This window comes from Streptomyces sp. NPDC040718 (assembly GCF_055593565.1).
In genome coordinates, this window is record NZ_JBVIXO010000002.1 from 55,685 (window position 1) to 72,228 (window position 16,544).

Here is a 16,544-nt window from a genome sequence, read left to right on the forward strand (position 1 = left end):
ACAACTTACGTAAGGAGACGCTCCGTTGAGCCTCGCCGTGACGGATTGGGTATGGACCCACTCCAACGCCCGAGGCGCCGCTCGTCTGGTCCTGCTCGCCGTAGCTGACCGCGCCGGCGCCGACGGCGTCGCCTACGCCGGTACGGCCGCGCTCATGAAGCGGACCCGGGCGGCGCGTTCCACCGTCCGGCATGCGGTCGACGCTCTGCTCGCCTCGGGTGAGCTCGCCGTCGTCGAGGGACAGCTCGGGCCCGGCGGCGAGACGGTCTATCGTCTGCCGCTCCTCGATGAGAGGGGGGCCGAGGATCACCCCGGACCGGATTTCGACCCGGGCCGGGAATCGGCCCCCGGGGGACCGGTGAGCGGCCCCGGGGGGGGCCGGACATCGGCCCCGGGGGGACCGGCCACCGGCCCGGGGGAGGGCCGCAGATCGGCCCCCGGGGGGCCGGAAACCGGCCCCCAGAACGTACCTACTTACTCACCACAACTTCAGCAGCAGCCGCGCGCGAGCTCGTCCGCTCTGATTCCCGAACTGCGCCCGCTCGACGACGCCCTCACCGCAGCCTCGATCACCGTCCGGTGGTCACTCGGCCTCGGGGAACAGCGCGACGTCTACCGGCTGACGCAGCAGCACGGCGTCGAGGCCCTCGTCGACCTCGCCGCCCGCCGCACCGTCCCGGGTGCGGCACCGAAAGCCGCGCGCTACTGGCTCAAGGTCTGGTCCGACCTCGACCGCCCGCCAACCTCGGCACCTCGCCGAGCGCCGTCGTCGACCGCCGCCTACGCCGACAACCTCGCCGCCGGCCTCGCCTTGATCACTGCACAGAAGGAGAGCACCCCATGAACGAGCAGCAGATCGCCGCCCTGCTCGCGTTCGCCGGAACGCTCGACTCGCGGGTGCGCCGTGCCCTCGCCGACCCGCAGCAGGCCGCCCGCACCATCGCCGAGTGGACCGCCGCCGTCGCTGACGTCCCGGCCACCATGCCGGACGTCTCATGGGACGCCGCCCGCGCGACCCGCCGCTACTACGAACAGCGCGGCGGCGACCGCTCGGCACAGTACCGGCCGATCGAGCCGCACGACCTGCTCGCCGCATGGGGCCCGTTCCGAGCCGAGCTCATGAACCGCCACACCGACCCGCTGCCCGCCGCCGATCCCGACAACCCGGAGGCATGGCGGGCCGAGCTGCTCGGCACCCGGGCCGCGGTCGCGACCGGACACGCCGCGCCCTCGCACCACCGACCCGAGATCGACCGCGCCGGGCAGAAACGACTCGCCGCGCTCATGTCGGGAGTCGGCGACGTACCGCGCCGCTACATGCCCGCCCACGTCGCCGCCGAATTGCGCCCGTTCCGAAAGGCTCGTGCCCACCGCGAGCAGCTCGCCGCCGAGGGCATCCCCGACCCGCTCGGGGTGAAATGCCCCCACTGCCTCGCCGAGATCGACGAGCAGTGCCGATCGAGCTTCCGCAACCGCGGCAAGGGCAGGCGCCCACTGACCGGCGTCCACCCCTCGCGCGTCGATGCTCTGGTCGCTCGCCTCGGGGTCGACGAGCAGGCCGAGGCCGAACAGATCAGGCTCGCCCGGATCATGTGCCAACCGCCCGCGCCGCGACGAGACAGCCGAGCTCGGCACACCAGCGGCGGGGAAGCCCGATGATCCCGCCCGCCGCACGCGCAGTGATCGCCGCACATCTGACCGACGAGCTCGACGTGCAGCCGCACCTCGCAACCGCCGTTGTCGCCGCCCTCGCCGACCGCCTTGCCATCGAGGGATGGCACATGACCGACCGCTTTCCCGTGGTTCGAGACGCCAACGATGCTCATGGAAATCGTCTCGAAGGCGCGCGACCGGTCGCGCCTCGCGCGCGGGAGATCCCGCGCGCTCGGCGCTCCCTCGCCCGGCTGCTCGGCCGCGCCCGAACGAACGAAGGGAACACCCCATGAGCTCGGCCCTGCTCGCCCTCGCGGTCGTGCTTGCCCTCGCGCTCGGCGCCTCCCTGGCCTACATGGTCCGGATCGACGACCGCCTCGACCGCGAGCTGCGCCGCCTCGACCGCCGCCCCTGCTCGACCACCTGCACCGCCTGCTCGACGACCCGCCGAGCCGAGACCGGAGAGACCCGATGAACGACACCACCCGAGCCCGGTCGCGGCGAGGCCGGACCGCCGCCCGCGAGGGCGTGCGGGAGCAGCGGCGCACGGCGCTGCGGCTGCTGCTCGCCCGCGCCGACCGAGGCGCTCTCACCCCCGGGGACGCGAGCCAACTCCGCGACCTGGCCGAGGCCGAGATCGCCGAGTGCGAGCGCTTCCGGCAGTCCGCCGGCGGGCAGCAGGCCGCCGCGCTCCGGCTGCGCCACCGCATCGACGCCGCCGAGCAGGCCATGCAGGAGATCGAGGCCGAGCGCGACCAGTACGCCGCCGAGGTCGAGGTGCTGCTCGCCACCAAGGGGGACCAGTGAGTTACGCACAGGCTGTGGGCGAGACCGTGCGCGCCCTGCGGGTGATCCGGGGGCGGTGGGCCGACCTGCTGCTCGCGATCGAGACACCGCCGGCGGATCACTGGCCGCCGCGGCAGCTCGCGCACACCATGCGCGAGGGCGACGACGAGCTGCTCGTCGAGGACCGAGCGCCCCTCGTGCTGCGCGAGCACCCCGCCCCGCTCAACCTCGGCGCACTCGACGCCGGGCGGGACGTCGAGCGGCTGATCTTCGATCTCGCCGACACGCTCGCCGCCGCCGTCCAGCACACCGAGCGGGGCGACCCCCGGGCGTGGCTGTGCGCGGACCCGGATGCACCCGACAGCCACCGCGCGGCGGGCAGCAGGCGGCACGGGTTGCATTGGGCGTGCGTGTGGGTCGAGGGGCGGGTGCTGGACGAGGACACGACCCCCGAGGTCGAGCTCGACGGCGCGATCAGCGCACCGCCGTACGAAGTGCTGCCGCTCTACCTGCTGCACGAGGCACGGCGTACTGCGCGGATCGCCGAGGTGCGGGTGCTGCGCGCCCTCGGCCTCGACCGGCGCGAGACTCCCCTGCCCGAACCGTGCCCGTGGTGCGCCGGCGAGCTCACCCTGCACAGCGCCCCCGACGGCCCGCCGAGTGTCACCTGCTCGGGCGGGCGGGAGTGCTCGGCGCCCGTCCCTCTCGACCAGCACGAGCGGCGCGCGTGGGAGTGGGAAGACCTTCCCGAACTGATCGGCGCGCTCGGCGTCGATCTGTCGTCGGCATCCTGAAATCAGGGGTTGCGTCGTTATGCATTCGTGACCTAGAGTCGGGAGCGCCTCCGGCGTGCCCGGAATCCAGTCCAGCAACGCCCCGCCACCATCCCCCCGGTGACGGGGCGTTCGCATGCCCGGGAGGTGATCCCGTGGCCGACCCGATCAGCGACGCCGACCGCGAGGCCGTACGTCGCTTCCACTTCGAGGGGCTTTCCCGCAACGCCATCGCCCGATCGACCGGGCGCAGCGCTGCCACGGTCTCGAAGATCGCTGCCGAGCTCGGGCTCACGTTCAGCGGCGGGGCGCGGGTCGCCGCCGCCACCGAGGCCCGTCGAGCCGACGCTGCTGCTCGACGCGAGCAGCTCGCCGACAACGCCCTCGACGGTGCCCTCGATCAGGTCGAGCGGGTCGGCGCCGCCGACTCCGCGCGGGACGCACGCGACTACGCGACCGCCGCCCGAGCGCTGACCGAGGTACACGCCAAGGTCGCCGAGCTCGCCCGCACGAGCGGGACCGGGAGCACCGGGGGCTCGATGCTCGACCGCCTCGCCGACGCCCTGCTCGGGCAACCGGGGGGCGACACCGACGGGGGGTGATCCCCTCGCCGCCGCCCCTGTCCGACAAACAGATTCGCTCGATCCGCGAGGCGACCGCCCGCATCTGCTGTTGGCACGGCAGCGTGCGGTCAGGAAAGACGATCGCCTCGCTCCTGGCCTTCCTGCTGGCCGTCCGGCGGGCGCCGGCGTCCGGGCTCATCCTGATCTGCGGGCGCAGTCTCCAGACGATCGAGCGGAACGTTCTCGAACCTCTCGCCGATCGCGAGCTGTTCGGGCCAGTCGCCGCCGAGGTGCGCCACACTCGGGGCGCTACGACGGCGATCATCCTCGGCCGCGTCGTCCACCTTGTGGGCGCGAGCGACGCTCGGGCCGAGGGCCGGCTGCGAGGTTTGACCGCCTCGCTCGCCTACTGCGACGAGATCACCCTCATGCCCGAGGGCTTTTTCGCGCAGCTCCTCGCGAGGCTCAGCGTGCCCGGGGCGCGGCTGCTCGGCACCACGAACCCGGACTCGCCGAGGCACTGGTTCAAGGTCAATTACCTTGACCGGCAGAGCGAGCTCGACCTCGCTTCCTGGCACTTCCGCCTCGCCGACAACCCGAGCTTGAGCGCGGCGTACGTCGCCGCCCTGTCCGCCGAATACTCCGGACTGTGGCGCCGGCGGATGATCGACGGCGCTTGGGTGGTCGCCGAGGGCAGCGTCTTCGACATGTACGACGAGCAGCGGCACGTCGTGACCGAGCTGCCCCCGATGCGCCGGTACTGGACCGGCGTGGACTACGGCACGGTGAATCCCTTCGCCGCCTTGACCCTCGGTCTCGGCGACGACGGTCGGCTGTATGTAACGAGCGAGTGGCGCCACGACTCCCGTGCGAAGCATCGGCAGTTGACCGACGCGCAGTACAGCAAGGCCGTACGCGAGTGGCTCGGCGAGCAGGGCATCGAGCCCGAGTGGACGTTCATCGACCCCTCGGCGTCTTCCTTCTCCACGCAGTTGTGGGCCGACGGGCACCCCGGGGTGACCAAGGCCAAGAACGACGTGCTCGACGGAATCCGCAGCGTTGCGACAGCCCTCGACTCCGGTCTGCTGCTCATCCATGAGTCGTGCGAGGGGCTGCTCGCCGAGCTCCCCGAATACGTCTGGTCGGACCAAGCAGCCGCGCGCGGCGAAGACCGCCCGGTGAAGCTGGCCGATCACTCGGTCGACGCGTTGCGCTACGTCGTGCACAGCACCGTGCACGAGTGGCGCGGGCTGCTGACGACCGCTGCCTGAACTCCCGCTCACGCCCTGCTCGCCGCCACGGCACCGGGCCCGACCGATGAGGGGGTGATCGGGTGCGCCCCGAGCTGACCGACCGGTTCCTCGCGAAGATCGTTGCCGGCCCTCTCGGCTGTTGGGACTGGAACGGGCACGTCAAGCCGAACGGTTACGGGCAGTTCAAGGTCGGCGGGCGACCGCAGTACGCGCACCGGGTGGCCTACGCGCTGACCCGCGGGGCGATCCCCGATGGGCTCGTGATCGACCATCTGTGCCGGCGCAGACACTGTGTGAACCCGGACCACCTCGAAGTGGTGTCCCACCGGACCAACATCCTGCGGGGGGTCTCCCCCGCCGCGCGCCGTGCACGGCAGACGCACTGCGCCCGGGGCCACGAGTTCGACACGGCGACGACGTACGTCGCTCCGAACGGCACCCGGCACTGCCGCAGGTGCGCGGCCTCGCGCGCCCGGACGAGACGACGGCGGGGGGTGAGCTGTGCCCCTGCCCGATAACGGCGGCGCGTGGCCGCCGCCGCATCTCGCCGGCCTGCTGCGCGATATGGCGGTCGACGACGCTTGGTACTCCGGTGACCGCAAGCGGCTCGCCGCGATCTACCGCGACCACGGACGACGGCAGGACGGGCGGCGCAGGCTGTGGGCGCGCAGCGCTCCCGCATCGGGGCGGCCCGACAACCGCATGCACATCCCGCTCGCCGGTGACCTCGCCTCGACCTCGGCGGATCTTCTTTTCTCCGAGCCCCCGGTGCTCACCGTCGAGGACAGGGCGACGCAGGACCGGCTCGGCGAGCTCGTCGAGTCCGGCGGCGTGGCGAACGCGCTGCTCGAAGCAGCGGAGATCGGGGCGGCCCTCGGCGGTGTGTACCTGCGCGTCACGTGGGACACCAGCCTTGCGGCCCGCCCACTGCTCACCGCCGTGCACGCCGACTCGGCAGTACCGGACTTCCGATGGGGCGTCCTGACCGGGGTTACCTTCTGGCGGGAGCTGTCCGGTTCGGACACCGCCACCGTGTGGCGACACCTCGAACGACACGAGCCGGGGCTCATTCGGCACGGGCTCTATCAGGGGACACCCGACCGCCTCGGCGTCCGCGTGCCCCTGTCCGAGCACCCCGACGTCGCCGCCCTGGTGGACTCCCTCGACCCGGACGGCGACGGCGACAGCATCGCGACCGGAATCGACGAGCTCACCGCCGCGTACGTGCCGAACATCAAGCCGCACCGGAAGTACCGGGGTTCCCCGTTCGGCCGGTCCGACTACGCCGCCCCGTTGCATGACCTCATGGACGCGCTCGACTCGGTGTGGACGTCGTGGCTGCGTGACATCCGCCTCGCCCGTGCCCGCCTGATCGTGCCCGACGCCTACCTGCGCGACCACGGCCCCGGCCGCGGCGCTTCCTGGGACGAGGACCGCGAGGTATGGCAGGCCCTCGCGATCCCACCGACCGAAACCGGCGGGGCCGGTATCACCCTGTCGCAGTTCGCGATCAGGGTCACCGAGCACCAGAGCAGTGCCGACGCGATCGTGCAGCAGGCCGTGCGCTCCGCCGGCTACTCCGCGCAGAGCTTCGGAATCGGCGATCAGGTCGCCGCGACCGCGACCGAGGTCAAGGCCCGCGAGCGCAGGTCGATGATCACCCGCGACAAGAAAGCCCGGTACTGGCAGGCGCCCCTCGCGCACATGCTGCACGTGATGCTGCTGCTCGACCGGCGCCTGTTCACCCCGTCTCTTGTGGTCGAGCGCCCGCGCGTCGTGTTCGGGGACTCGGTCAGCGAGGACCCGCAGGCCACCGCGCAGACCCTCGCCCTGCTCGTGCAGGCGCAGGCGATCAGCGTCGAGACTCGCGTGCGCATCCTCCATCCGAACTGGGACGAGACCGCCGTGCGGGAGGAAACCGCCCGCATCCTCGCCGAGACCGGGCAGGCCGTGCCCGACCCCATGCAGGCCGGCTCCCTGCTCTGACCGGACGAGGGGGGCGCCGTGCCGATCCACCCCGGGATGGTCGAGGATCTCTCGGCCGGTGTCCGCGACCTGTACGCCGACGCCGAGCAGCGGCTGCTCGGCATCATCGCCCGGCAGCTCGCCGCAGGCTACGAAGCGCCCGGGTGGGCGACCGCCAAACTCCGCGACGTGCAGCCCCTACGGCGTGCGGCGCAGGGCGTCGTCACCGCCTTGTCGGACGCTATGCAGCTTGAGGTGTTCGACGTCGTCGCCGAGGCGTACAACGTGGGCGCGAGGTCCGGGCTCGCCGAGCTCGGCGCCCTGGCCGACGCCGACGCCCGCCGGATCGCCGAGAGCACCCCGAGCACACGGGCGGTCGACCGGCTCGCGCAGGAAGCCGTCGAGCTCGTCACGCAGACCCACCGTGGGATTCTCCGCGGCGTCGAGGACACCTACCGGCAGGTTATTGCCGAGGTGACCGCGACTCCGCTGCTCGGAATCGACACCCGCAGGCAGGCCACACAACGGGCCATGGACCGCGCGGCCGACCGTGGTCTGCGCTCGTTCGTCGACCGGTCCGGGCGTTCCTGGCAGATGACCTCTTACGCCGAGATGGCAGTGCGCACGGCCGTGGGCCGTGCCGCGGTCGAGGCGCACGGCGACCGGCTGCGCGCTGCTGGCCTCGACCTCGTGATCGTCAGCTACGCCCCCCACAACTGCCCGTTGTGCGACCCGTTCGAGGGGCGCGTGCTCACGCTCGACGGGCCCGACGGTGCCCGAACGATCGAGGTCGAGCACGCCGTCGAGGACGGGCGCACGGTCCGGGTGCACATCGCCGGAAGCCTCGACGCAGCTCGGCGCCGAGGGCTGCAACACCCCAACTGTCGGCACTCGGTCGCCGCATTCCTTCCGGGCGTGACTCGGGTTCCGGCCGAGGCGTCGCAGGACCCCGACGGGTACGAGGCGACACAGAAACAGAGGGCGATCGAGCGCGGCATTCGCAAGTGGAAGAACCGCAGCGCCGCCGCGCTGACGCCCGAGGCCAAGACGGCGGCCGAGGCCAGAGTGCGGCAGTGGCAGGGCAAGATGCGCGACCACCTCGCCGCGCACCCCGAGCTGATCCGCCGCCGCGAGCGCGAGCAGCCGGGCGCGGGCAACCTCGCCTCGACCGCACCGCCGCCGCCAGCCGACGCCGTGCAGGCGGCGCGCGTCCGCTCGGGCGACGAGCGGACCCTGCCGGAGATGACCGAGACCGCGCTCGGCGCCGCCCTGCGCCCGGGGGTGCTCGACGAGCGCGACCGCGCCCGGATCGTCGCCGAGGCGGACCGCCGCGACGAGCAGGAACTGCTCGCCCGCATCCGGCCGCAGGGCCGGCTCGTCGATGACCTCGCGCAGTTCTCCGACGACGAGCTCGCCCGGATCGCCGTCCACCTCGGCGACGAGGACATGCTGCGGATCATGGGCGAGATGGACCGGCGCGACATCGACGCCGCCATGCCCGGTATCCGCCGCGACCTCGTCGGCATGTCCGAGGCGCAGCTCGCCGACCGCGCCCGGAACGTAGCCGACGACCGGCCGGCGATCGGCGCCGAGATCCATCGGCGCCGCCTGCTCGGCCAACTTTTCCCCGCCGGACGGCTCGCCGCCGATCTCTCCGCGCTCGCCGACGACGTCCTCGTGTGGGGTGTGCGCTACGCCTCCCCCGACGATGCCGCCCGGATCGCCGCCGAGATCGACCGCCGATACCCCGCCGCCCCGCCCGCCGTCCCCGCGGGCGCGACCGTCGCGGACACCCTCGCCGCCCGCGAGGCCCTCGACGCGACCATGCACCCCGTACGCCTCGATGACCCACAGCCGGCGGACCCGGACGAGTGGGGCGCCTACGGGCGCGACCTCGAAAGAGGGCCGGACGGGACCGAGCACATGTCTGCGGCCGAGCGATGGGCGTACGAGCGCGAGCTCGCCGACCGCGAGGCGCGCGCGGCGTACAGCCGTGAGGAGATACGCGAGATGTACCGCGAGCACGTCTATCTGCAAGTGCTCGCCGCCGAGGACTACACCCGCGGCAACCTGCTCAATCGCCGAAGCAGGTCCGCCGGCCTCGATCCCTTCTCCCTGTTCAGCGGTCCCGCCCACGTCGCCTACGCGAGGGCCTCGGAGGACTTGATTCGTTTCTGGGAAGAGGTCTCGCCCCGGGTGACGCTGACCGAGTTCAGCGAGCAGGTGACCGGGGTCCGGACGCAGGCAGGCGAAACCGCCCGCGCTGCGCGCGAGGACCAGCGCCGCCGGTTCTAGGAGGTGAGCGCTTGGGTTTCCGCGAGAACGCCGTGCGCGCCCGCGAGGCCGGTGCCGCCGCGGCGGTCGCCGGGCGCCCGGCGACCGACTGCCCGCACCGCGGCGACGAGCCGCTGCTGCGCGCCGCATGGGTGCGCGGGTACGTCGCCGCCGAGCCGCACGCGCAACCCGAGCAGTGACCGCCCACACCTAGGGGGCCGCCGATCCGGTGGCCCCCTTTCTCATGCCCGCACCACGCCCCGGAGGGCCGAACAGCCATGCCTGAACCCACGTCCGAGACCAGTCCGACCGGCCCGAACACACCAGCCTCGGGCGCCCCGGCGGCCGACCCGAACCCCACCCCGGAAGCACCGGCCGGCGACGGCCAGGCCGCGGCCGAGCAGCTCGCCACCGTGACCGCCCGCGCCGATCAGGCCGAGGCCGAACGCGCCGAGCTGCGTACCGCCCTCGACGCTGTCACCCGCGCGCTGAACCCGAACGGCGAGGCCGAGCAGGACCCCGCGCAGCTCGCCGCCGCGGTGGCCGAGCGCGACCGCCTGCTCGCCGAGAATGCCGACGCGCTGCGCTCGGCCCGAGTCGAGCTCGCCGTCGCCCGCCATGCCGCGGATCTCGGGGCGCGCGGGGACCGCCTGCTGAACAGCCGGAGTTTCCTTGCCGGCCTCAAGGACGCCGATCCGCAAGACCCGAAGTTCGACGAGCAGCTCGCCGCCGCGATCAAGAGCACGGTCGAGGGCGACCCCGATCTGTACCGCGCCGTGCCCAGTCCCGCCCGCGGGGGCGCCGAGTTCAACGGCGCTCCGCAGGGCGAGCGCCGGCCCGCATCGCTGCACGACGCCATCGCCGCCCGCCTCGGCGGCTGATCCCAACCTAGGAGGTACCGCCTATGGCGATCACCCTTGCCGACGCCAAGCTGAACACGCAGGACGACATCGACCTCACCGTGATCGACGAGTTCCGCAAGTCCTCGTGGCTGCTCGACAATCTCCCCTTCGACGACGTTGTGTCCCCCGCGGGTGGGGGCGCGACCCTCACGTACGGATACACCCGCCTGATCACCGAGCGCCCGGCGCAGTTCCGGCCGCTGAACACCGAGTACCCCAAGGCGCAGGCGGCCCGGAAGCGGTTCACCGTCGATCTCTCCCCGCTCGGCGGGGCTTTCGAGATCGACCGCGTGCTCGCGAACCTCGGGTCGGCGGCGACGAATGAAGTCGCCTTCCAGATGGGCCAGACGATCAAGAGCGCGAACGCGTTCTTCTCCGATCAGGTCATCAACGGCAAGCGCATCGCGACCCCGGGGGCCGAGGCTGGTTTCGACGGGCTCGACAAGGCCCTCGCGAGCAGCACGACCGAGATGGGCGCGGGCGCCTCCCTCGACTGGACCGGCGCGGCGATCGGGGAGAGCGCAGGCAAGGCGAACGACGCGATCGACGTGCTCGACGAGTTCCTCAGCCTGCTCGACGGCGCCCCGTCGGCGATCTTCGGCAACAAGAAGACGATCGCTCGTGTGCGGTCGCTTGCCCGCCGGGCCGGGTACTTCTCTCGCAGCGAGAACTCGTTCGGGCAGCGCATCGAGTCGTACAACGGCGTCGCCCTGGTGGACCTCGGCGACAAGGCCGGCAGCACCAACCCGGTGATCCCGGTCGAGACCCGCGATGTCGACGGCGCTGGAGCGGGCGGCAACATCACCGGCCTCTCGGACCTGTACGCCGTCCGCCTCGGGACCGACGGGTTCCACGGTGTCTCGACCCTCGGCGGGCAGCTCGTGCGGCAGTGGCTGCCCGACTTCACCACCGCGGGCGCCGTCAAGGTGGGCGAGGTCGAGCTCGGGCCGGTGGCGGTCGCGCTGAAATCCACCAAGGCCGCGGCCGTGCTCCGGAACATCAAGGTCCAGTGATGGCCCTCTACGAGATCACCGCCCCGCACGACGGCGACGAGCAGATCGCCGATCTGACGCTCATCGACGGGCGCGGCACCGCGACCGATCCGAGCGAGGGACTGCTGCTGTACCTGCGCAGACACGGCTACAACGTCGACCCGATCGACGAGACGAGCGCCCCGCCGGACGACGACAAGCCGGCGGGGCGTTCTGCTGCCCGCCGCACGAGGGGGTGATCGTGGCCCGACAGCCCTACACAACACCCGAGACCCTCGCCGTGTGGCTCGGCAAGCCAGCCCCCGCCGAGGCCGAGCGGCTGATCGCAAGAGCCGGAGAGGACATCGACAGTGCACTGCTGACCGCCGTCTACCCGGTCGACGAGGACGGCGACCCCACCGACCCCGCCATCGCCGCCGCCCTGTCCGCCGCGAGCTGCGCGCAGGTCGAATGGTGGCTCGCCACCGGAGACGACGGCACGGGCGCGGCCGACCGGTGGGGCTCGGTCTCCATCGGCCCGGTGAGCCTGTCCGACCGCAAGACGTCGGCCGCGGGCGCGTCCGGGGTCGAGCTCGCCCCGCGCGCCCGCCGGGCGCTGCGCCGAGCAGGGCTCGAACCGGGGCGGGTGTTCGCATGGTGAGCCTGCCCGAGTTCCTGCTGCGGCACCGGATCACCATCGAGCCACACGAGGGCGACGGGGCGTACGGGCCTGTCTACGGCGTCCCCGTCCGCGAGGTGCCCGCGCTCGTCGCCGCCTCGGTCCGCATGGTGCGCGCCCCGGACGGGAGGGAGGTCACCAGCAGCGCGCAGATCATCGCCGCACCGGACCTCGCCTGTCCGGTCGGCTCGCGCATCACTCTGCCCGACGGGCGGGTGACGACCGCGCTCTCTGTCGCCCGCCACACCGCACCCGGTCTCCCGGTGCCCGCCTGCTCGGAGGTGATGTGCGAGTGAGCCGTGCTCGTCTGCGTTGGAACGGGACCGCCGCCACCGACGCGATTCGCGAGGCCGCGGCGCGGGGGCTGTTGCTCGGCGCCGAGCACGTCCTCGGCGCGAGCCGGCAGCGCGTGCCGATCGCCGAGGGCACCCTCGAACGGTCCGGCGCCGCCTCGGTCGACGAGCAGCAGATGACCGCCGCGGTCAGCTACGACGTGCCGTACGCCGCCCGCGTGCACGAGGACATGAACGCTCGGCACGCCCCCGGGCGCAGCGCGAAGTACCTCGAATCTGTCCTGCCCGAGACGTCCGGCGAGGTACAGGCGCTGATCGCGGCGCAGGTGCGGCGGGCGCTGCGGTGAGCTACTCCACCGACCTTGCCGACGGGGTCGCGCAGCTACTCGCCGCCGCCGGGGTCGGCGTCTACCGCCCCGCCGGCGTGTACGCCGCGGGCGAGACCGCGATCACCGTCGCCGCCCTCCCGCCAGCACCCGACCGTGCGATCTGCCTCTCGACCTACCCGGTCACCGACTCGGCCGCGCTCACCGACACGACCACGGGTCTACAGGTGCGCGTGCGCGCCGGTACGGACCCGCGCGAGGCCGAGGTGCTCGTCGACCAGGTGCACGACCTGCTGCACGCGTCCGGCCCCCACGCGTGGGGCGAGTCGCAGGTGCAGCTCGTCTATCGCGTCTCGGCCGCCCCGATCGGGGCTGACTCCTCAGGCCGATGGGAGCGGACCGCGAACTACTACTGCCGCGCGAACCGCCGGCATCCCAACCTCGAATAGGAGAAGCGTCATTGAGCACGCCGCCGCCCCCCGACGAAACCACCCTGCTTGCCCGGCGGTACCGCCTCGAACTCGACATGCCGACCGTGCCGGGTACGCCGGTGTGGACGCTCGTACCGGGCGTCAGTGAGTTCGCGCCGAAGATCGAGCCCACCGTGCAAGAGCTGAATCTCTACGACGGCGAGGGCTATCCCGAGCAGGTGGTGACCATGCTCAAGTGGAGCGTCGAGACCACCCTCGCCCACCGCGCGAACCCCACGACCAAGAAATTCAGCACTGCCCAAGAGGCCCTGCGCAAGGCGTCGATGCTTTTCGGTCCCGACAGCTATGTGCGGGTGCGGTGGTTCGACCGGTCCGGTCTCCCCGACGCGTACGAGGGGCGGGCCGTGGTCCAGTGGGAGCCGGACGGCGGCGACGCTGCCGAGGTGGACACGGTCAAGGTCACGCTTACCGGTTCGGGCCCGCTCACCACGATCACGAACCCCGTTGCGTCCCCGGGCCTGCTCGCCGCCAAGGGGGGTGACAGCTGATGGCGTTCGAAGCTCTCGACGAGCTGCTCGTCGAATCGCTCACTCTGCCGATCGGGGGCCGGCACTACGTCGTGCCCGCCCCGTCGGCCGAGGTCGGTCTGCGTACACAGGCCCTCGTGCACGCCGCCGCGGTGGCCGCGGACGGCGGCCGAGCCGACGAACAGGTTCTCTCGGATGCGGCCGAACGCGATCACTTCCGTGATGTCCTCGGCACCGCTTACGACGAGATGCTCGCCGACGGTGTGTCGTGGCCGGCACTCAAGCACTCGGCCCTCACCTGCATGGTGTGGATCGCGCAGGACCGCACTGCCGCGGAACGCTTCTGGAACAGCGGTGGCGACCCTTCTCGTCTGGCCCCGAACCGAGCAGCACGCCGATCGGGCGGGGCGAATACGACGAGGAATCAGGGCTCTTCGAGTGGTACGAGTACCCGGCCGGAACCGGGCCGCGGCAAGCCCAAGGGCAAGCGCCGCAAGTGACGTGGGCGCGGATTCTCGACGAGTGGCCGATCGTCGAGGCTGATCTGCACGAGACCTACGGGCTCGATCTCAGCACCCCCAACCTTCTGCAAACCCGCTCGTGGCGGTGGCTGCGAGTGCGGGTGCTCGGCCTGCTCAGCACCGAGACGCGCCTCGCGCGCCTGCTCAACCCCCCGCCTGACTCTCCCGCTCGGTAGCACCGCGCGGCACGACCGACCGGGGGGTGAGCTGTGGCCCTCATGGTCGGCGAACTCGCCGCCACGATCACCGTTGACGACTCGGGCGCCGCCGCCGGAGTCGCGCGCGCCGAGCAGGCGATGCGGCAGGGCGGCGACCGAATCGCCGCCGAGGCCGACCGCGCGGGCGAGCAGGCCGGCGACGCGCTCGGCGACGGGCTCGCCGACGGCGCGGCCGACGGCGGGGCGGAAGCGTCCCGCGGCATGGGCACCGCCCTCAAGGGGTTCGCCGCCGCGGCGATCGGAGCGGGCATCGGTGCCGCGCTCATGGCGGGCATCGGCAAGGCCCTCGAACAGGACAAGATCCCCGGGCAGCTACAGGCACAGCTCGGCGCGACCGGTCCGGTCGCCGCCAAGTACGGCCAGGTGGCGGGCGATCTCTACGCGGGCGCGATCGTCGACTCTGTCGGAGACGGCGCCGAGATCATCAAGGGAATCGCCCGCGGGGGGCTGCTGCCACCCGAGGCGACGCAGGGGCAGGTCAAGACGCTGGCGACGCAGGTCGCTTCGGCTGCCTCGGTCATGGGCGAGGACGTCGGCAACGTGAGTCGTTCCGTCGGCGTCATGATGAAAAACGGGCTCGCCAAGTCCGCCGAGGAAGCGCTCGACGTCCTCGTAAAGGGTTCACAGAACGGCGTCGATGCCGCCGAGGATTTGCTCGACACATTCTCGGAGTATCCGACTGAATTTCGGCAGCTCGGGCTCGACGCTCAGACGTCGATGGGGCTGCTACAGCAGGGCCTGCAAGGTGGCGCCCGCGACGCTGACACCGTCGCCGACAGCCTCAAGGAATTCACCTTGATGGCTCAATCGATGGAAGAGGCCACGGCCGACGCATATACGAGTCTCGGTTTCAACGCCGAGAAGATGCAAAAGGTCTTCCAAAAGGGTGGACCGGAGGCAGCAAAGGCCCTCGATCAGGTTCTCGACAAGCTGCGCGGTGTCAAGGACCCTGCCAAGCAGAGCGAGCTCGCCCTCGGCCTTTTCGGCACCAAGGCCGAGGACATGCAGAAAGCGATCTACTCGCTCGACCCCTCGAATGCAGTCAAGGCCCTGGGGGATGTAAAGGGCGCCACCGACGCCGCAGGTAATGCGCTGCACGATAATGCGGCGACGAAGATCGAGGCATTCAAGCGAGGCATCGAACAGAAGCTCGTCGGCGCCATCGGGAACTATGCGATCCCGATCATTGAAAAGCTCGCGAATTGGGTTGGGGCGGGCGGGCTCGGCGCTGCGTTCAGCGCCGGAGCGTCGTTCGTCTCGGAGCACTCGACGGCACTGTCGATCGCCGCCGGCGTGATCGCGGTGCTGATGCTCCCGACGCTCGTCGCGCTCGGTGTCACCGCGTGGACGACGACCGTCGCGGTCGTCACCGGATGGGCCACTCAAACCGCCGCCGGGGTCGCCGCTGCAGCCAGGTTTGTCCTGCTCAACGCGTCGATGCTCGCGGGCTGGATTGCCCAGGGGGCGGGCGCCGCGGCGGCTGCTGTACGGGTGGTCGGGGCGTGGGTCGTCATGGGTACACAGTCCCTGATACAGGGCGCCCGGATGGCCGCGGCGTGGCTGCTCGCCATGGGGCCGATCGCGCTCGTGATCGCCGCGGTGGTCGGAATCGTCGCCCTGATCGTCGCCAACTGGGACACGATCGTCGGCGCCACAAAGGCCGCGTGGGATTGGGTCTGGGGAAAGCTGAAATGGGTCGGAGAAACGATCCTTCAATTCTTCCTGAATTGGACGATCGTCGGCCTGATCATCAAGCATTGGGATTCGATCAAGAGTGGCACCGTGAGCGCCTGGAACGCCACGGTCGATTGGGTCAAGGGCATCCCGGGCCGTATCGTCGACTTCTTCCTAAACTGGACCTTGATCGGCCTGATAATCCGGCATTGGGATTCCATCAAGACGGGAACCGTCCGCAAGGCGGGCGAAATGCTCGACTACGTTCGCGGACTGCCGGGGTCGATCGCGAGCTACTTCGGCAACTTCGGCACCATGCTCTACGACCAGGGCCGCGACCTGATTTACGGGCTGTGGAACGGCATTAAGGGCATGGGATCGTGGCTGCGCTCGACCCTGATGTCTTGGGCCAAGAATCTGATTCCCGGACCCATTGCGAAAGCCCTCGGAATTCATTCTCCGTCGCGGCTCATGCGAGACAAGATCGGCCGCTTCATTCCCGCGGGAATCGTCGAGGGCATCAAAGCGGGTTCGCCCGCCGTCGCCCGGTCGATGCGCAACCTCGTGCAGGTGCCGGCCGGTCCACAGCTCGCCACCGCAGGGGCGCCCGCGGGCGGGGGCGCCTCGGCCGGTGGTTGGGGGCCGACCGTCCATATCGAGAACTGGCACGGCGGCGAGCAGTCCCCCGAGCAGAACGCGACCGCGCTCGCGTGGCACATGAAGGCAAGGGGGTGA

General features: G+C 71.4%; 22 protein-coding genes. All 22 read left to right on the forward strand.

All coding sequences use genetic code 11. The annotated features are described in order from the left end of the window. Positions 1–25: 25 nt before the first annotated feature. Positions 26–844 (forward strand): hypothetical protein, encoded by an 819-nt coding sequence (locus ACZ597_RS05470; protein ID WP_471325313.1) that lies wholly within the window; start codon positions 26–28, stop codon positions 842–844. Next, positions 841–1,659 (forward strand): zinc finger domain-containing protein, encoded by an 819-nt coding sequence (locus ACZ597_RS05475; RefSeq protein WP_471325316.1) that lies wholly within the window; start codon positions 841–843, stop codon positions 1,657–1,659. Before ACZ597_RS05470 ends, ACZ597_RS05475 begins: the two co-directional genes overlap by 4 nt. Next, positions 1,656–1,946 carry a hypothetical protein gene (locus ACZ597_RS05480; RefSeq protein ID WP_471325318.1) on the forward strand — a complete coding sequence of 97 codons (291 nt, stop codon included), beginning with the start codon at positions 1,656–1,658 and terminating at the stop codon, positions 1,944–1,946. Before ACZ597_RS05475 ends, ACZ597_RS05480 begins: the two co-directional genes overlap by 4 nt. Next, positions 1,943–2,128: a hypothetical protein gene (locus ACZ597_RS05485; protein WP_471325321.1), complete on the forward strand. Its 186-nt coding sequence runs from the start codon at positions 1,943–1,945 to the stop codon at positions 2,126–2,128. The genes ACZ597_RS05480 and ACZ597_RS05485 overlap by 4 nt, the downstream gene beginning before the upstream one ends. Then, positions 2,125–2,460 (forward strand): hypothetical protein, encoded by a 336-nt coding sequence (locus ACZ597_RS05490; protein WP_471325324.1) that lies wholly within the window; start codon positions 2,125–2,127, stop codon positions 2,458–2,460. The genes ACZ597_RS05485 and ACZ597_RS05490 overlap by 4 nt, the downstream gene beginning before the upstream one ends. After that, positions 2,457–3,233, forward strand: a complete 777-nt coding sequence (locus ACZ597_RS05495; RefSeq protein WP_471325327.1) for a hypothetical protein — start codon at positions 2,457–2,459, stop codon at positions 3,231–3,233. The genes ACZ597_RS05490 and ACZ597_RS05495 overlap by 4 nt, the downstream gene beginning before the upstream one ends. Positions 3,234–3,367: 134 nt before the next feature. Next, the gene (locus ACZ597_RS05500; RefSeq protein ID WP_471325331.1) at positions 3,368–3,814 is read left to right on the forward strand and encodes a helix-turn-helix domain-containing protein; all 447 of its coding nucleotides are present in this window, start codon (positions 3,368–3,370) and stop codon (positions 3,812–3,814) included. Then, positions 3,814–5,046, forward strand: coding sequence for a PBSX family phage terminase large subunit (locus ACZ597_RS05505; protein ID WP_471326739.1), 1,233 nt, complete (start codon positions 3,814–3,816; stop codon positions 5,044–5,046). Before ACZ597_RS05500 ends, ACZ597_RS05505 begins: the two co-directional genes overlap by 1 nt. 200 nt (positions 5,047–5,246) lie before the next feature. After that, positions 5,247–5,546 carry an HNH endonuclease gene (locus tag ACZ597_RS05510; RefSeq protein WP_471326742.1) on the forward strand — a complete coding sequence of 100 codons (300 nt, stop codon included), beginning with the start codon at positions 5,247–5,249 and terminating at the stop codon, positions 5,544–5,546. Beyond that, a complete protein-coding gene (locus tag ACZ597_RS05515; protein WP_471325334.1) occupies positions 5,530–7,014 on the forward strand; it encodes a phage capsid protein in 1,485 nt (494 codons plus the stop codon). Before ACZ597_RS05510 ends, ACZ597_RS05515 begins: the two co-directional genes overlap by 17 nt. 18 nt (positions 7,015–7,032) lie before the next feature. Beyond that, the gene (locus ACZ597_RS05520) at positions 7,033–9,288 is read left to right on the forward strand and encodes a phage minor capsid protein (RefSeq protein WP_471325337.1); all 2,256 of its coding nucleotides are present in this window, start codon (positions 7,033–7,035) and stop codon (positions 9,286–9,288) included. An 11-nt stretch (positions 9,289–9,299) separates the two neighbouring features. Then, the gene (locus ACZ597_RS05525; protein ID WP_471325340.1) at positions 9,300–9,467 is read left to right on the forward strand and encodes an Rmf/CrpP fold protein; all 168 of its coding nucleotides are present in this window, start codon (positions 9,300–9,302) and stop codon (positions 9,465–9,467) included. A gap of 78 nt (positions 9,468–9,545) precedes the next feature. Then, positions 9,546–10,148 carry a hypothetical protein gene (locus ACZ597_RS05530; RefSeq protein WP_471325342.1) on the forward strand — a complete coding sequence of 201 codons (603 nt, stop codon included), beginning with the start codon at positions 9,546–9,548 and terminating at the stop codon, positions 10,146–10,148. Positions 10,149–10,171: 23 nt separating this feature from the next. After that, entirely contained in the window at positions 10,172–11,182 is a 1,011-nt protein-coding gene (locus tag ACZ597_RS05535; protein WP_471325345.1) for a major capsid protein, read from the forward strand. Beyond that, entirely contained in the window at positions 11,182–11,400 is a 219-nt protein-coding gene (locus tag ACZ597_RS05540; RefSeq protein WP_471325348.1) for a hypothetical protein, read from the forward strand. Before ACZ597_RS05535 ends, ACZ597_RS05540 begins: the two co-directional genes overlap by 1 nt. Positions 11,401–11,402: 2 nt before the next feature. Continuing rightward, positions 11,403–11,801, forward strand: a complete 399-nt coding sequence (locus ACZ597_RS05545) for a hypothetical protein (protein WP_471325350.1) — start codon at positions 11,403–11,405, stop codon at positions 11,799–11,801. Then, positions 11,795–12,115: a hypothetical protein gene (locus ACZ597_RS05550; protein ID WP_471325353.1), complete on the forward strand. Its 321-nt coding sequence runs from the start codon at positions 11,795–11,797 to the stop codon at positions 12,113–12,115. Before ACZ597_RS05545 ends, ACZ597_RS05550 begins: the two co-directional genes overlap by 7 nt. Beyond that, complete coding sequence (locus tag ACZ597_RS05555) at positions 12,112–12,459, forward strand: hypothetical protein (RefSeq protein ID WP_471325355.1); 348 nt, start codon at positions 12,112–12,114, stop codon at positions 12,457–12,459. The genes ACZ597_RS05550 and ACZ597_RS05555 overlap by 4 nt, the downstream gene beginning before the upstream one ends. Beyond that, positions 12,456–12,887, forward strand: coding sequence for a minor capsid protein (locus ACZ597_RS05560; protein ID WP_471325358.1), 432 nt, complete (start codon positions 12,456–12,458; stop codon positions 12,885–12,887). The genes ACZ597_RS05555 and ACZ597_RS05560 overlap by 4 nt, the downstream gene beginning before the upstream one ends. Before the next feature lie 11 nt (positions 12,888–12,898). Further along, positions 12,899–13,417, forward strand: coding sequence for a phage tail tube protein (locus ACZ597_RS05565; protein ID WP_471325361.1), 519 nt, complete (start codon positions 12,899–12,901; stop codon positions 13,415–13,417). Beyond that, positions 13,417–13,896: a DUF7426 family protein gene (locus tag ACZ597_RS05570; protein ID WP_471325363.1), complete on the forward strand. Its 480-nt coding sequence runs from the start codon at positions 13,417–13,419 to the stop codon at positions 13,894–13,896. Before ACZ597_RS05565 ends, ACZ597_RS05570 begins: the two co-directional genes overlap by 1 nt. Positions 13,897–14,135: 239 nt before the next feature. Further along, the gene (locus ACZ597_RS05575; protein WP_471326745.1) at positions 14,136–16,544 is read left to right on the forward strand and encodes a phage tail tape measure protein; all 2,409 of its coding nucleotides are present in this window, start codon (positions 14,136–14,138) and stop codon (positions 16,542–16,544) included.

What these genes read in the sequence shown, in the direction of transcription:
- ACZ597_RS05475 (WP_471325316.1), top strand. Translation starts at nt 841, where the DNA reads ATGAACGAGCAGCAGATCGCCGCCCTGCTCGCGTTCGCCGGAACGCTC.
- ACZ597_RS05480 (WP_471325318.1), top strand. Translation starts at nt 1,656, where the DNA reads ATGATCCCGCCCGCCGCACGCGCAGTGATCGCCGCACATCTGACCGAC.
- ACZ597_RS05485 (WP_471325321.1), top strand. Translation starts at nt 1,943, where the DNA reads ATGAGCTCGGCCCTGCTCGCCCTCGCGGTCGTGCTTGCCCTCGCGCTC.
- ACZ597_RS05490 (WP_471325324.1), top strand. Translation starts at nt 2,125, where the DNA reads ATGAACGACACCACCCGAGCCCGGTCGCGGCGAGGCCGGACCGCCGCC.
- ACZ597_RS05530 (WP_471325342.1), top strand. Translation starts at nt 9,546, where the DNA reads ATGCCTGAACCCACGTCCGAGACCAGTCCGACCGGCCCGAACACACCA.
- ACZ597_RS05535 (WP_471325345.1), top strand. Translation starts at nt 10,172, where the DNA reads ATGGCGATCACCCTTGCCGACGCCAAGCTGAACACGCAGGACGACATC.
- ACZ597_RS05540 (WP_471325348.1), top strand. Translation starts at nt 11,182, where the DNA reads ATGGCCCTCTACGAGATCACCGCCCCGCACGACGGCGACGAGCAGATC.
- ACZ597_RS05550 (WP_471325353.1), top strand. Translation starts at nt 11,795, where the DNA reads ATGGTGAGCCTGCCCGAGTTCCTGCTGCGGCACCGGATCACCATCGAG.
- ACZ597_RS05570 (WP_471325363.1), top strand. Translation starts at nt 13,417, where the DNA reads ATGGCGTTCGAAGCTCTCGACGAGCTGCTCGTCGAATCGCTCACTCTG.
- ACZ597_RS05575 (WP_471326745.1), top strand. Translation starts at nt 14,136, where the DNA reads ATGGTCGGCGAACTCGCCGCCACGATCACCGTTGACGACTCGGGCGCC.